The sequence below is a fragment of the Pseudoruegeria aquimaris genome (genome assembly GCF_900172235.1).
GTDB lineage: Bacteria > Pseudomonadota > Alphaproteobacteria > Rhodobacterales > Rhodobacteraceae > Pseudoruegeria > Pseudoruegeria aquimaris.
This window is the reverse complement of the sequence record NZ_FWFQ01000011.1, coordinates 22,489-36,636: the sequence shown is the minus strand read 5'-3', so window position 1 is coordinate 36,636 and position 14,148 is coordinate 22,489. Positions and strand designations below refer to the sequence as shown.

Below are 14,148 nucleotides of genomic sequence, written 5' to 3'. Positions count from 1 at the left end.
AAGCGATGCGCCGTTTCACCCTCATCGCCGTTCCCTACCTCTGGCTGCTGGCGCTGTTCCTGGTGCCCTTCGGGATCGTCTTCAAGATTTCGCTCTCCGATGCCGCGCTGGCCATTCCGCCCTACACGCCCACGCTCGACCTGTCGGAGGGCTGGGCCGGCATCAAGGCGCTCTTCGCGGAGCTGGATTTCGATAATTTCGTCTGGCTCACGCAGGACGATCTCTATTGGAGGGCCTACCTGTCCTCGTTGCAGATCGCGCTGTTTTCCACGCTGGGCTGCCTTCTTGTGGGCTTTCCCATCGCCTACGGCATGGCCAACGCCAGTGAAAGCTGGCGCCCGACGCTGATGATGCTGGTGATCCTGCCGTTCTGGACCTCCTTCCTGATCCGCGTCTACGCCTGGATCGGCATCCTGTCCACGGAGGGGCTGCTCAACCAGTTCCTGATGACCATCGGCATCATCTCCGAACCGCTGCAAATCCTGAACACCAACAAGGCCGTCTACATCGGGATCATCTACACCTACCTGCCGTTCATGATCCTGCCGATCTACGCTTCGCTCGAACGCATCGACGGAAGCCTGCTGGAAGCCGCCGAGGATCTGGGCTGCTCGCGGCTTCAGGCCTTCTGGCTGATCACGGTGCCGCTGGCCAGGCCCGGCGTGATCGCAGGCTCCTTCCTCGTGTTCATTCCCACCATCGGCGAATTCGTGATCCCCTCGCTGCTGGGCGGCTCGCGCACGCTGATGATCGGCAAGGTGCTGTGGGAGGAGTTCTTCTCCAACCGCGACTGGCCGGTGGCCTCGGCGGTGGCGGTGGTGCTGCTGCTGATCCTCGTGATCCCGATCGTGCTGTTCCAGCGCAACGAGCAGAAGCAACGGGAGGCGGAGCAATGAGCCGCAAGTTCACATGGTTCAACGCCACGGCGCTGACGCTGGGCTTTGCCTTCCTCTACATCCCGATGATCGTGCTGGTCGTCTACTCCTTCAACGAAAGCAAGCTCGTCACCGTCTGGGCCGGCTTCTCCACCAAGTGGTATGGCGAGCTGTTCCGCAACCAGGCCTTCCTCGATGCCGCCTGGGTCACGCTCAAGGTGGCGGTGATGTCCTCGACGCTGGCCACGGTGCTCGGCACCATGGCGGCCTACGTGCTGGTGCGGGCCGGGCGGTTCCACGGGCGCACGCTGTTTTCGGGGATGATCTATGCCCCGCTGGTGATGCCCGAGGTGATCACCGGCCTGTCGCTGCTCCTGCTGTTCATCTCGCTCAACATCCCGCGCGGGGTGTTCACCATCGTGCTGGCGCATACCACCTTCTCGATGTGCTACGTCTCCGTGGTGGTCTCCTCCCGGTTGGCGAGCTTTGACCGCTCGCTCGAAGAGGCGGCGCTGGACCTGGGCTGCACCCCATTCGACGCCTTCCGCTCGGTGACGCTGCCCGTCATCGCGCCGGCCGTGATCTCGGGCTGGCTGCTGGCCTTCACGCTTTCGCTCGATGATCTGGTGATCGCCTCCTTCACATCCGGGCCGAGTTCCACCACGCTGCCGATCAAGATCTTCTCGGCGGTGCGCCTCGGCGTCAGCCCGGAAATCAACGCCTTGTCCACGATCATGATCGCCATCGTGACGGTGGGCGTGATCACCGCCTCGCTGATGTCCAAACGGGCGCTGGTGAAACGCCAGCGCGACGAACAAAGAGCCTTCCAGCAATGACCAGCTTTCTCGACGAATTCAAAGCCTACGTGGCGGAGCACGGCAAACCCGACCGGATCGAGCTGATGCTCTGCGATCTCAACGGGGTTCTTCGGGGCAAGTGGCTGCCGGGGGAGGGCGCCGCGAAGCTGGCCAAGGGCGGCGTGCGCCTGCCGCTCTCGACCTACGCGCCCAACATCTTCGGTGAAGAGGTGCCGGCCACGGGGCTGGGCATCGTCGTGGGGGATCCAGACGGCGAAATCCGCCCGATTCCGGGCTCGCTGCAGCGGGTGCCCTGGGTCGGCGGCAACGTCGCGCAGGTGCAGGTGGTGATGACTGACGACAGCGGCGAGGTCAGCTACCTCTGCCCGCAGGCCCGGCTTCAGGCGGTGCTTGATCGCTTCACCGCCCGCGGTGCGCACCCGGTGGTGGCGACGGAGCTGGAATTCTACCTGCTCCAGAAGCGCGACAGCCCCGAGGCGCCGCCGGTGCCGCCCACCGGCTCGCCCACGGCCCAGAACTACGATCTGGATGTGCTGCGGCGCCTTGAGCACGTGCTGAAGGACATCACCGACGCCTGCGCCACGCAGGGGCTCGCCACCGATACGCTGATCGCCGAATACGGCCCCGGCCAGTTCGAGATCAACTTCCACCACACGCAGGACGTGCTTGCCGCCGCCGAGACGGCGCTGCACTTCAAGCGCCTCGTCTCCGAGATCGCCGACAGCCACGACTACGAGGCCACCTTCATGGCCAAGCCCTATGCCGATTATCCCGGCAACGGGATGCACGCGCACATGAGCCTCGTCGATGGCGCCGGGAAGAACCTGTTCGACGCAGGCACGGACGCGCCTTCGCCGCTGCTGAAACAGGCCGTGGCCGGCGTGCTGGCGACGATGCGCGATCTTCAGGCCGTCTTCGCGCCGCACATGAATTCCTACCGCCGCTTCCTGCCCGAAAGCTTCGCGCCCTGCGCGCCGGACTGGGGCCGCGATCACCGCGGCGCGGCGGTGCGCATCCCCGAGGTCTCCGGCCCGGGCGCGCGGCTGGAGCACCGGATCTGCGGGGCGGACGTCAACCCCTATCTCGCGCTCGCCGGGATTCTCGGCGGCGTGCTCTACGGGCTGGAAAACGATCCACCGCTTCCGCTGCCGCTGGATGATCCGAACGCGAAACCGGCGCAGCGCCTCACCCATGACTGGCGCCAGGCGGTCGAGCGTTTCGCCGCCTCCGAGGCCGCCGCCGACATCTACACCGCGGCCTACCGCGACGTCTACGTGGCGGTGCGGCGCGACGAGATCGCCCGCATGATGACGGAGATCACCCCGGCGGAATACCGGACCTACCTGTCGCGCCTCTGAGATGGTCCGCCTCTACGAAGATCTTGCCTACGGCCCGAAGTCCGACGCGGGCTGCTACTGGCGCGAGACGATCGCCGATGAGCCCTGCAACGGGGCGCTCGAGGCGGATGTGTCCTGCGATGTCGCGGTGATCGGGGCGGGCTACACCGGCCTGAACGCCGCCCACGGGCTGGCGCGGGCCGGGGCGGAGGTGGTGGTGCTCGAAGAGAACACCCCCGGCTGGGGCGCTTCGGGGCGCAACGGCGGCTTCTGCTGCCTTGGCGGCGCCGCGCTGGAGGGCAGCCAACTCGTGAAGCTTCACGGGCGTGCCGCCACGCGCGCCTTTCTTCAGGCGGAGCGCGCGGCGGTGGACCACGTCGCCGGGTTGCTCGATGCGCTGGGCATCGAGGCCGATCGCCATTCGGATGGCGAGGTGCAGCTCGCCCACAGCCCGGCGGCCTTCGGCCATTTCGCGGAGGAGGCGGCGTTCTACCGCGAGATGCTGGGGCTTTCGTGCCGGGTTCTGACACCCGAGGCGCAGCGAGCGGAAGGCATTGCTGCAGCCGGCACCCACGGCGCATTGCACGTGCCTGTCGGCTTTGCCTTGAACCCGCGCAAATACGCGATTGGGCTCGCGCAGGCCGCACAGGTGGCCGGTGTGCGGATATTTACCCGCAGCCCGGTCACCTCCGTCGATGCGGCCGCCGGCGGGTTTCGCCTGCGGGCCGGGGCGGGGGAGGTCCGGGCGCGCAAGGTGATCTTTGCCACGAACGGCTACTCGCGGGAGGATTTGCCGGGCTGGTATGCCTCGCGCTACCTGCCGGTGCAGTCCAACGTGATCGTCACCCGGCCGCTCACGGCTCCGGAGCGGGAAGCGCAGGGCTGGACCTCGGAGCACATGGCCTATGACAGCCGCCACCTGCTGCATTACTTCCGCCTGATGCCCGACGGGCGTTTCCTCTTCGGGATGCGCGGCGGGGTGACGGCGAAGCCGGCCGAGATGGCGCGGCGCAAGGCGCGGATCCGGGCCGATTTCGAGGCGATGTTTCCGGGCTGGGCCCATGTGGAGACGCCGCATTTCTGGTCCGGGCTGCTCTGCGTCAGCCGCGATCTGACGCCCTACGTCGGCCCGGTGCCCGGAATGGACGGCGCCTATACGGCGCTGGCCTACCACGGAAACGGGGTCGCCATGGGTTCCTACGCAGGGGCCCGGCTGGCCGAGATCGTGGCCGGGGTTGAAACGCAGGCGCCGCTGCCCGATATCATGCGGCGCCCGCTGCGGCGCTACCCGCTCGGGCGGGCCCGCCGCCTGTTGCTGCACGCGGCCTACCTGGCCTACGGATGGAAAGATCGGAGATCGTGATGGAAAAGGCAGCCTTGCGCGTCGGAATCCTTGAGACCGGGCGGATGCCGGACGAGCTGACGGCGCGTTTCGCGGATTATCCGCGCATGGTGGCAGAGTGGCTTTCACCGCTCGCGGCGGAGTTCACCACCTATGCCGTGCTCGATGGCGTAATTCCCGAAGATCCGACCGCCTGCGATCTCTGGGTCATCACCGGCTCCAAGTTTGGCGTCTACGAGGATCATCCGTGGATTAAACCGCTGGAGGCCTTCATCCGCGCCTGCCGGGACGCGGGGCGCAAGATGGTGGGCATCTGCTTCGGCCACCAGATCATCGCCCAGGCGCTGGGCGGCAAGGTGAGCAAATCCCGCAAGGGCTGGTCGCTCGGGGTGCAGGAATATTCCGTCACAAGCTGGCCCGAGGCGCTGGGCGAAGCGCCGGAGCGCGTCTGCCTTCAGGCCTACCACCAGGATCAGGTGGACGCCGCGCCCGAGGGCAGCCGGGTCATCGCGCAGAGCGATTTCTGCCCCATCGCCGGGCTGTGGTATCCCGGCTTCGCGATCACCTTCCAAGGCCACCCGGAGTTCCGCGCGCCTTACGCAAGCGCGCTGCTGGACAGCCGCAAGGGCACGGTCCTGAAGCCCGAGCAGGTGGAGGAGGCGCAGAAGACGATGGGCCGACCGACGGATGCAAAGCTCCTCGCCGAGCGGATCGCCACCCATTACGCCGCCATCTGACGGGCGGCATCCCCCGAATGGAAAAAGGCGCCCTTGCGGGGCGCCTTTCTTTTTGTTCCGGCAGGTGCGGGGCGCTGGATCAGGCGTTCACGTCCACCACCACGCGGCCCTTCACCTGGCCCTTGAGGATGTCGCGGCCCAGCTTCGGCAGTTCCGAAAGCGTGGCCGGGCGGACCATCGCCTCCAGCTTGGCCATCGGCAGATCCTCCACGATCCGCTGCCAGGCGCGCTGGCGGTTCTCGAAGGGCTGCATCACGCTGTCGATGCCCAGCAGGTTCACGCCGCGCAGAAGGAAGGGCACCACGGTGGCGCCCGTCATGGCCGCGCCGCCGGCAAGCCCCACCGCGGCGACGGACGAGCCGTATTTCATCTGGGTCAGCACTTTCGAGAGCATGGCGCCGCCCACGGCGTCCACGCAGCCGGCCCATGTTTCGCGCTCCAGCGGCTTGCCGGAAGGCTCGGCCAGTTCCGCGCGCGGGATGATCGTGCTGGCGCCGAGATCCTTCAGGTAGTCCGCCTGATCGGCCCGCCCGGTGACGCCGGCCACCTCGTAGCCCCGGTTGGCGAGGATCGCGGTGGCGACGGAGCCAACACCGCCGGCGGCGCCGGTGACGAGAACCGGGCCGTTCTCCGGCCGCAGCCCGTGATCTTCCAGCGCCATCACGGCCAGCATCGAGGTGAACCCGGCGGTGCCCACGGCCATGGCCTGTTTCATGCTGAGACCCGGCGGCAGCGGCACCAGCCAATCGGCCTTCACGCGGGCCTTCTGCGCGTAGCCGCCCCAATGGGCTTCGCCCACGCGCCACCCGGTCAGCACCACCTTGTCACCGGGCTTGTACCGCGGATCGCTGCTGTCTTCGACGGTGCCGGCGAAATCGATCCCCGGCACATGGGGGAAGTTGCGCACGAGGCCGCCTGTCGCGTTCACGCAGAGCCCGTCCTTGTAGTTCAGCGTGGAATAGGCCACCGCCACCGTCACGTCGCCTTCGGGCAGGCGGTCCTCCCCGATTTCCTCGATCGTCTGGCTGACGGTTCCGTCCTCCGCCTTGTCCACCAGCAATGCCTTGAACATGCTCACTCTCCCGGTTTTGCAATCGCTCTCACCGGGGAGGGAACGCGATGGGGCGGCCGGTGTCAACGCCCATACCGGCGATGGGGTTTCCCGTCACCAGGGGCGCGGCAGGGCGGTGAACGGACGGCCGCGCGGCCGGGCGCTCAGGCCGCGGCGCCTTCCTGCATCGCGGCGGCGACGGTGGCGTAGACCTCGAGCCAGGCTTCGCGCACCTCCTCGGTGAAGGCCGGGCCGAGCCCCTGCCTCAGCGTGTGGATCAGGCTCGCGCCCACCGCCGCATAATGCTCCGGCGCCACGCCGTAGCCGCCGTGGCGCGCGCCGAGGTCCCGCAGGGCCGGCAGCAGGGTGTCCGCATCGCCCAGGCTGGCCACGGCGAAGGCGAGGGTTTTCATCAGCTTGGATTTCTGCCCGGCCATGTCCTGCGGGAACATCGGGCGCAGTTGCGGCTGTGTGTCGAACAGGTGGTCGTAGAAGATTTCGGCGGCGGCATCGGCGATCGGTGCCACCTCGGAGAAGCTGTCCTGAACGAGAGTGACGGTCGTCGGGGTCATCGGTGGCTCCTGTCGAACGGGTTGCCTGCAGCAGACACCGAAGCCTGCGGCAGGCGCAAGGCTGCGGGTGCCTGCGGTGCGGGACCGTCGTACGCGCTGGCCGGCATCCGGGCGCGTTGCCTGCCCGGCGGGCGGATCAGAACTGATCCACCGTCTGCAGCAGCAGCGGATCGGAGGGGTTGGCCGCCAGCCCCTCCGCGATCGTCTGCCGGGCGCCGTCCAGATCGCCGACGGCGGCCTTGATCCTCGCCAGCATCGACCACGCCTGCACGAGTTGCGGATCGAGGCGCACGGCCTCGCCGAACGCCTCGGTGGCCACGGGGATGTTGCGCATCGTCAGCGCAGCGCCGCCCATCACGAGGTGACCCTCGGGGAAATCGGCGCGCAGGGCCATCACCTCGCGCCATTCCGCGGCGGCGGCCGAGAAGGCCTGCGCCGAGGCCTGCGGCAGCCGCGCGATGGGGGCGGCGAAGAGATCGAGCACGGCGGCAAGGCGCACGAGGCGGGTTTCGTCCTTCAGGGCCGGCAGCAGGCGCTGAACCTTGTCGATGTCGGGTGCAAAGCGCTGCAGCCCCACCGCCGCCGCCCGCACGAGGGGATCGGGATCGTCGATGAGCCCGGCCAGCGCGGCGGCGGCCTCGGGGCTTTCGGCGCCGCGCAGCAGCTCCATCGCGCTGGCGCGGATGATCGCGGGCTGATCCTCGGCGAGGGCGATCCGGGCCAGCGCATTGACCTGCCGCGCCGGGTTGGCCCGCGCATTGGCGAAGGTGGTGGCGAAATGGGGCCCCCGGTGGCGGCTGTCGGGAAAGCGGGTTTCCAGTTCGGCCGCCGCCCATGCGGCCGTTTGATCCGTGTGGCAATCGGTGCAGGCGTCCGGCGCGTTGGTGGCGGCGGCGAGATCGGGGCGCGGCACGCGGAAGGAGTGATCCCGCCGGCCGTCGATGCCCATGTAGGTGCGCTCGATCATGTGGCAGGATTTGCACTGCGCGCCCTCGGTGCCTTCCGGGTGGAAATGGTGATCGGGGGTGTCGTAGTCGGCCAGCGGCAGGCTCGGGAAATCCGGGTTTCCGGCGGGCGAGTGGCACTGGGTGCAGGTGGCATTGCCTTCCGCCTTCAGCGTGCCCGAGTGCACCTCGTGGCAGTTGGAGCAGCGCACGCCCTTCGCGGCCATCTTCGATTGCAGGAAGGAGCCGTAGACGTAGACCTCTTCGAGGATGGAGCCGTCATCGTGGTAGAGACCGGGGCGCAGCAGCGCCAGCCGGTAGGCGTCGTCGAAGGCGGTGCCGGGCAGGGGGTTGCCGTCGCCGAAGGCTTCCCGCCGGGAGTGGCAGCCGGCGCATTGCTCGCGCTCGGTGTAGGGGTCATCGGCGGAGAAGGTGATGGTGAAACCGGCGTCATCGGTACTGTCGGCGAAGGCCCGGTTGATCACGCCGAGCCGCGCCCATTCCACGTGGGCCTGACCGGGGCCGTGGCATGCCTCGCAGCCCACGCCGATCTCGGCCTGCGTGCTTTGGTAGCGGCGGTTCGCCGGATCGTAGTTCTTCTCGAATCCCGTGGCGTGGCATTCCGCGCAGCGGGCGTTCCAGTTCTTGTAGGGGCCGCTCCAGTGGAGCCCGTCGGTGGGGGCGAGATCGGTGTCGGGATAGAGGTGATACCAGCGTTCGCGCTCCACGTCCCAGGCGACGTCGAAGGATTGAAGGCGGCCCGGTTCGGTTTCCAGCAGGTATTGCTGGAGCGGGGCGATGCCAGCGGCCGAATGGACTGGATAACGCGCAGTGCTGCCGTCCGGTTCGCTGACCTCGACCATGTAGGCGCCGTCTTCGCGGTAGAAGCGGGCGGTCAGCCCGCCCTGCGTGAAGGTGGCGTTGTCGAAATCTCCCAGCACGTTGCCGGGGGTGGGCGGAAGCCATGCCTTGGCGTGATGCGACCCCGCCCAGGCCTCCGTTTCCTCCGCATGGCACTCGGCGCAGCTTTCCGAGCCGAGGTAGGCCGGGATTCCCGGCGTGGCCGTGCCCTTGCCCTGCGGGGTTTGTGCCGCGAGCGGGGCGGCCCAACCGGCGCAGGCCGAAACGGCTACGAGGCAGAAGCGGCGCAGGAAGGCGGGAAGTGTCATGCAGGGGTTCCGGGATTCAAGGAGGGCAGGGCTGCGCCTTCGGCGCGGGATCGGTGGGCGTGTGCCCGTTTTCGGGTGGCTTCGACGGCGGCGCGCACATCGCGCCAGGCGGCGGGGTCCGGCTCGCCGCCATAGGCGCCGGCGGCGGCCCGGCGCAGGGCCGCACGAACGTCCTGTGCCGTACCGAGGTCGAGGCGGCGCTCCCAGAGAGGCAGGGCGGCAAGGCTTGCGCCGTAGTCCTGCGCGGCGATTGCCTTGAGCAGGCGCTCATGGGCATGGGCTTCCGAGGCAAGATAGGCGGCCCGCCGCGCGGCCCGACGCGCCCGCAGGCGCGGGGCCAGCCAGCGCGCCGCGAGGAAGGCCACCCCGAACAGCAGCAGCGCCGCCGCCGCGCCGAGAATGAGCCGCAGGCGGCTTTCCGGCGGTGCCTGCGGCGCGGCCGGGGGCGGGCCGTCGGAAAAGATGGTCACGGGGTCGATGCCGGTTTCCTTCACCGCGCCGGCCTTCAGATCCCAGTATCGGAGGGTGACGCCGGGCAGGCTGCCTTCGGCCCCGGCCTCGGCCACGTAGGTGATCTTCTCGCTCCGGGTGCCCGAAAGCGTGCCCCGGTTCTCGCTTTCCTCGATCACCGGCTCCGATGGGTAGGCCGCGATGCCGGCGGGGCTGTCGCCGGCGGCCAGTTGGGGCAGGAGGATCGGGGTGGTGCCGGTGATCTTCGCGGTGATCGTGCGCGTGAAGCTCGCGCCGGGCACCAGTGCATCAGGCGTGCCCTCGATGGTTTCGGTGATCTCCAGCCCTTCGGCGGCGATGAAGGGGTCCAGCCCCTCCGCCCCGGCCGGCACCTCGGCGGAGAAGCTGATCGGCGGCGTCCGGAGCGTGGCCACCAGCGGCTCCGTCTTGCCCGGCTCGGCATAGAGCACCTGAAGCTCCTGCGGCGGGATGGTGAATGCGCCGGGGATCATCGGGTAGAGCCGGTAGCTGCGGCTCACGCCGGACCAGGTTTCCCCTTCGATCGTCTCGCTGACGGGCGTGGTCGAACGTTCCGTGAGCCGGGTGATCACGTTGGGCAGTTCGAGCGGCGGAAAGGCGATCGGCTTGGAGAGCCACGTGGGCACCAGAACCTTCATGCGGATCACCACCGGCTGGCCGGGGATCACCGGCTCTTCCGGCACCTCGACGGTGAGCTGCGGCGCGGGCGCGCCCGTCTGGGCAAAGGCGGCAAGCGGCAGCAGCAGGCAGGCCATGAGGCCGAGCAGGGGCGGGAGCAAGCGCAACATCATTGATCCCCCCCAGCCTGCTGCGTCGCGTTCTCCTGCACGAAACGCTGGCGCAGGAAATCGCCCGTGCGCGTGTCCACGGTGTTCATCCATTGCTCGGCGGTCAGGATCTCGGGGCCGCTTTCGGTGGCGTCGATCTGGGTTTCCGTGCCGCGCGCGGACTCGTTGTCGAACACCACGTCGTCGGCGCCGATGCCCTGCTCCTCGCCGGTATCGCTCTGCTCCCGCGTGCTCTCGACGTATTCCACGATCTCCTTCGAGATTTCGAGGTTTTCGGCGGCGGCGGCATTCTCCGGATCCCGCTCCACCGCTTTCTCGAAGGCCCGCACCCCGTCGCGATAGGCGCGGTTCTTGATGTGGGCCATGCCTTCGCCCATCGCGGCGTTGGAGCTTTCCAGCCGTGCGTAGGCTTCGGCGGCCTCGGCATATTGCCCGCTCTTGTAGAGGCTGTAGGCCTGCCACTCCGGATCCGTGAAAAGCTCGGCCGCGCGGGCGTAGTCCTTGCGGTTGAAGGCGATCTGCCCCTGCTGATCGGGCGTCAGGAACCAATCTGCGAGCCCGTCGGCACGCGCCGGGGCGGCTGGCAGCACCATGAAGGCCAGCGCGGCGATCATCGCCCACCGCATGACCCAGCCGCGCCGGAACGACAGCAGCAGCAGGAGCGCGGCCGGCCAGGCCAGGATCCAGCCGCGATCGTCCCATTGCTGGCGCTCGTCCTGCAACAGCGCGGCGCGATAGGCGGCGTTGAGCTGCCGGTCTATGGCCGCCACGTCGCTGCCATCGGGGGTGACGCGCTGGGTGGTGAGGGTGGCCATGCCGTCCAGAGCCCCGGCGCTGCGGCCTTCCGGGGCGACAACGAGGAAGGCGATCTGGGGCGACACGGCGGCGAAGGCGGCGGCATCGGCCTGATCCAGCGTGGACAGAACGAACAGCAGCGCCGCTGCGCCCTCTTCCGCCTCGGCGACCGCCTGCGCCAGCGCCAGTGCCGCCGTGGCGTTGCGGCCGGGCTCGGGCATGATCTCGGGGCCGAGGCCTTCGAGATAGGGGGTGATGACCTCGGGATCCTCGGTGAAGGGCACGACGCGATGGGCGCTGCCGGCATAGGTTATCAGCGCGTTGCGGCCTCCGGCACGCAGGCGGAGCAGATCGCGCACCTTCTGCTTGGCGCGCTCCATCCTGTCCGGCGCCACATCGGTTTCGCGCATCTCCTCGCTGGCCTCCATGACGATGACGACAGGCGCCAGCTGCGAGACGAAGGGATTGGGCACGCGGCTCCAGGTGGGGCCGGCCGCGCCGAGGGCGGCGCAGATCAGCGCCAGCGCGATGCCGTCCACCGGCGTGAGCGCGCGGGTGGTCTTCGCGCCCAGCGTCAGGGCTTCGGCGATATGCGCGGGCAGCCGGGCGATCGCGCGCATGTCGGGGCGGTTGCTGCGCCGGGCGCGCCACCAGAGCCACAGCACGGGCGGCAGGCCCAGCAGCCAGTAGGGGCGCAGGAAGTGGAAGGCTTCGAGGCTCGCGGCAAGGGCTGTCATGCGGCGGGCCTCCCTTCGGCATCCGGCGGAGTGGCAGGCTCGGCGGCGCGCCGCGCCCGCCGCCGCTGCCCGGCCAGCATCCCGGCAAGGCCGGCAAGCCCCACCAGCAGGGCGGCCTCGAGGAAGAGATGCGCCAGTGGCGTGCGCGGGCGGTAGGAGAGGGTCTCGGTTTCGCGGGGGGTGAGGGCGTCGATCTCGGCGTAGATATTGGCCAGAGTCTCGGCATCGCCCGCAAAAAAGGTCTGCCCGCCGCTGCGCCGGGCGATGTCTTCCAGCGTGGCGAGATCCACCCGGTTTTCGCCTTCGCCGTCCGGATCGCCCACGGCGACCGTGTGGATCGTCACCCCTTCGCCGGCGGCGATTTCGGCGGCGTTGATCGGGCTCATGCGGCTGGCGGTATCGGAGCCGTCGGACAGCAGGATGAGCAGGCGTTGCTCGATTTCGGAGTTCTCGAAGGTCCGGATCGACAGGCCGATGGCATCGCCGATGGCGGTGTGCGGCCCCGCCATGCCGACGGTCGTCTGATCGAGCAGGTCGCGCAGGGTTTGCAGATCCTCGGTGAGCGGGGCCTGCAGGAAAGCCTTGGTGCCGAAGACGATCAGCGCCACGCGGTCGCCTTCGCGGGCGGTGATGAATTCGCCCACCACGTCCTTCACGGTCTGGAGCCGCTGCTGCGGGTTTCCCTGGGCATCGGGCATGTCGCGCTCATCCATCGAGCCGGAGATGTCGATGGCGAGGATCACGTCCCGCGCGGCGCGTGTCTCCTCGATGGCCTCGCCCAGCTGCACCGGACGGGCGAGGGCGAGGACGATCAGCACCCAGGCGATCCAGGTGGCGGCGAGTTGCCAGCGGCGGTGTTGCAGAACCACCGAGCCTTCGCCCACCTTCGCGCCCGCGGCCTCGGCCAGGTCTCCGAAGAAGGGCACGCGGATGGCGGGCACCTGCTCGCGGTGGGGCGGCATGAACCGGCGCCAGAACCACGGCAGCGGAAGCGCGATGAGCGCCCAGGGAAAGAGCAGCTCGATCATGGCGCGGCCTCCCGGCGGTGGCCCGTGATCCAGTGGCCGGCGAGGGCGCGGGCGGCATCGGCATGGCCTGTGGCGTCCGGGGCGTAGGGGGCGGCGGCGAGCGCCCGCCCTGCCTCGGAGCGGAAGCCTGCGCCGGGGCAGGTCTCTTCGAGGAAGGCGAGCCAGGCCTCGCCCTGCAACCCTGCCACCCTTGCCCGGCCATAGGCGGCGATGGCGGTGCGGCGCAAGAGGACCTCGGCCCCCGCCAGATCGGCGGGCGCAAGGGCCGCGAACTCGGCCCGGGCGGCACGACGGTAGGCTTCGGCCCGGCGGCGGCGGCGCAGGCGCAGCGCGAGCCAGGCCAGAAGCGCGGCGGCGGCTACGGCGGCCACGATCCAGCCGCCGGTCTGCGGCAGCATCGAGATCGGCGCGGGCGGGGCGACATCGTTGAGCGTGTCGATCATCCCGGCCAGCGATGTCACCTCTTCCGCCATGCGCGCCTCCCCGGGCCCAGCCCCATCAGGCGGCGGATCTGCGGCAGCGTGTCTTCCGCGGTGGAAAGCGGCAGAACGGGCGCGTCGGCGGTGTTCTGCCAGCCGAGAATGCGATCCAGCCGGGCGCTGCCCGTGGCCTCCAGCGCCTCGGTGGTGGCGGCGCGGCCCATGTCGATCTCGGCCTGCATCCGGCCATCGGATATCACGACCCGCTCCCGGAAGGGCATCTCGCGCGCGCTGGGATCCCAGACCGGCAGCAGGATCAGATCGTTGTGGCGGGCAATCCCCTTCATCAGGATCTCGGTGCGCGCGTCGATCCCGTCGAAATCGCTGATGAGCAGCACGAGATGGTCGCGCGTGGCGATGCGGGAGACGGCCTTGAGCACGGTGTTGAGCGCCAGCGGAGCCTGCGGCGGCGCGGCGGCGTGCAGCGCGAGGTTGGCGCGGGCGAGCGCCGTGAGGAAACCCGAGACCGCGGCGCGGCTGCGCTTGGGGCGAAATTCCACCGGATCGGCCCCGTCGCCGAAGACGATGCCGCCGACGCGATCGCCCTGATCGAGGATCCGGTGCGCGGCCAGCGCGGCGGCCTCGGCGGCGGTCACGCTTTTCAGGTTGTGCACCGTGCCGAAGAACATGCTCATCCGCTGATCCACGACGATCAGCGCGGGGCGGTCGCGCTCTTCCGTGTAGACGCGCACGTAGGGCGTGCCGGTGCGGGCCGTGACCTTCCAGTCGATCGAGCGCACGTCGTCGCTGGGAAGGTAGTCGCGCAGTTCCTCGAAATTGAGCCCGCGTCCGCGCAGACGGGAGGCATGGCGGCCATTGAGCACGCTGCCGGCGGGTTGGCGCGGCAGGAAGGTGAGGCTGCGTGCCTTGGCTTCGAGCCCGCGCAGGTGGTCGAGATCGGTGTAGAGGCGCCGATCCCGGGGCGCCGCCGCCGGAGGCTGGGCCTTGTCGAGCCCGGCACGCGTTCTGGCCGCCCGATCCCGCATC

At 69.2% G+C, this 14,148-nt stretch carries 13 protein-coding genes; 5 read left to right on the top strand and 8 right to left on the bottom strand.

Annotated features, from left to right (window positions below):
• The first annotated feature begins 5 nt into the window (after nt 1-5).
• Genes PSA7680_RS09095 through PSA7680_RS09075 form a run of 5 tightly spaced genes read left to right on the top strand, consistent with a single transcriptional unit; the run spans nt 6 to nt 5,109 of the window.
• Nucleotides 6-896 (top strand): ABC transporter permease subunit, encoded by an 891-nt coding sequence (locus PSA7680_RS09095; protein WP_085868400.1) that lies wholly within the window; start codon nt 6-8, stop codon nt 894-896.
• Complete coding sequence (locus PSA7680_RS09090) at nt 893-1,711, top strand: ABC transporter permease (protein WP_085868399.1); 819 nt, start codon at nt 893-895, stop codon at nt 1,709-1,711. The genes PSA7680_RS09095 and PSA7680_RS09090 overlap by 4 nt, the downstream gene beginning before the upstream one ends.
• Nucleotides 1,708-3,051 (top strand): glutamine synthetase family protein, encoded by a 1,344-nt coding sequence (locus tag PSA7680_RS09085; RefSeq protein WP_085868398.1) that lies wholly within the window; start codon nt 1,708-1,710, stop codon nt 3,049-3,051. Before PSA7680_RS09090 ends, PSA7680_RS09085 begins: the two co-directional genes overlap by 4 nt.
• Nucleotide 3,052: 1 nt before the next feature.
• Nucleotides 3,053-4,393 (top strand): NAD(P)/FAD-dependent oxidoreductase, encoded by a 1,341-nt coding sequence (locus PSA7680_RS09080; RefSeq protein WP_085868397.1) that lies wholly within the window; start codon nt 3,053-3,055, stop codon nt 4,391-4,393.
• Nucleotides 4,393-5,109 (top strand): type 1 glutamine amidotransferase, encoded by a 717-nt coding sequence (locus PSA7680_RS09075; protein WP_245824547.1) that lies wholly within the window; start codon nt 4,393-4,395, stop codon nt 5,107-5,109. The genes PSA7680_RS09080 and PSA7680_RS09075 overlap by 1 nt, the downstream gene beginning before the upstream one ends.
• A gap of 79 nt (nt 5,110-5,188) precedes the next feature.
• Here PSA7680_RS09075 and PSA7680_RS09070 read toward each other — a convergent pair whose 3' ends face one another.
• The 8 genes from PSA7680_RS09070 to PSA7680_RS09035 all read right to left on the bottom strand — a co-directional run bounded on the left by PSA7680_RS09070 (nt 5,189) and on the right by PSA7680_RS09035 (nt 14,147).
• Complete coding sequence (locus tag PSA7680_RS09070) at nt 5,189-6,181, bottom strand: MDR family oxidoreductase (protein ID WP_085868395.1); 993 nt, start codon at nt 6,179-6,181, stop codon at nt 5,189-5,191.
• A 143-nt stretch (nt 6,182-6,324) separates the two neighbouring features.
• Nucleotides 6,325-6,732 carry a globin family protein gene (locus PSA7680_RS09065; RefSeq protein WP_085868394.1) on the bottom strand — a complete coding sequence of 136 codons (408 nt, stop codon included), beginning with the start codon at nt 6,730-6,732 and terminating at the stop codon, nt 6,325-6,327.
• 136 nt (nt 6,733-6,868) lie between these two features.
• Nucleotides 6,869-8,845, bottom strand: coding sequence for a multiheme c-type cytochrome (locus tag PSA7680_RS09060; protein ID WP_085868393.1), 1,977 nt, complete (start codon nt 8,843-8,845; stop codon nt 6,869-6,871).
• Entirely contained in the window at nt 8,842-10,122 is a 1,281-nt protein-coding gene (locus PSA7680_RS09055) for a BatD family protein (RefSeq protein WP_176244106.1), read from the bottom strand. The genes PSA7680_RS09060 and PSA7680_RS09055 overlap by 4 nt, the downstream gene beginning before the upstream one ends.
• Nucleotides 10,122-11,654 (bottom strand): vWA domain-containing protein, encoded by a 1,533-nt coding sequence (locus tag PSA7680_RS09050; RefSeq protein WP_085868391.1) that lies wholly within the window; start codon nt 11,652-11,654, stop codon nt 10,122-10,124. Before PSA7680_RS09050 ends, PSA7680_RS09055 begins: the two co-directional genes overlap by 1 nt.
• Nucleotides 11,651-12,682 (bottom strand): vWA domain-containing protein, encoded by a 1,032-nt coding sequence (locus PSA7680_RS09045; protein WP_085868390.1) that lies wholly within the window; start codon nt 12,680-12,682, stop codon nt 11,651-11,653. Before PSA7680_RS09045 ends, PSA7680_RS09050 begins: the two co-directional genes overlap by 4 nt.
• Nucleotides 12,679-13,155, bottom strand: a complete 477-nt coding sequence (locus tag PSA7680_RS09040; protein ID WP_085868389.1) for a DUF4381 domain-containing protein — start codon at nt 13,153-13,155, stop codon at nt 12,679-12,681. Before PSA7680_RS09040 ends, PSA7680_RS09045 begins: the two co-directional genes overlap by 4 nt.
• Complete coding sequence (locus PSA7680_RS09035) at nt 13,140-14,147, bottom strand: DUF58 domain-containing protein (protein ID WP_085868388.1); 1,008 nt, start codon at nt 14,145-14,147, stop codon at nt 13,140-13,142. Before PSA7680_RS09035 ends, PSA7680_RS09040 begins: the two co-directional genes overlap by 16 nt.
• Nucleotide 14,148: the final 1 nt, after the last annotated feature.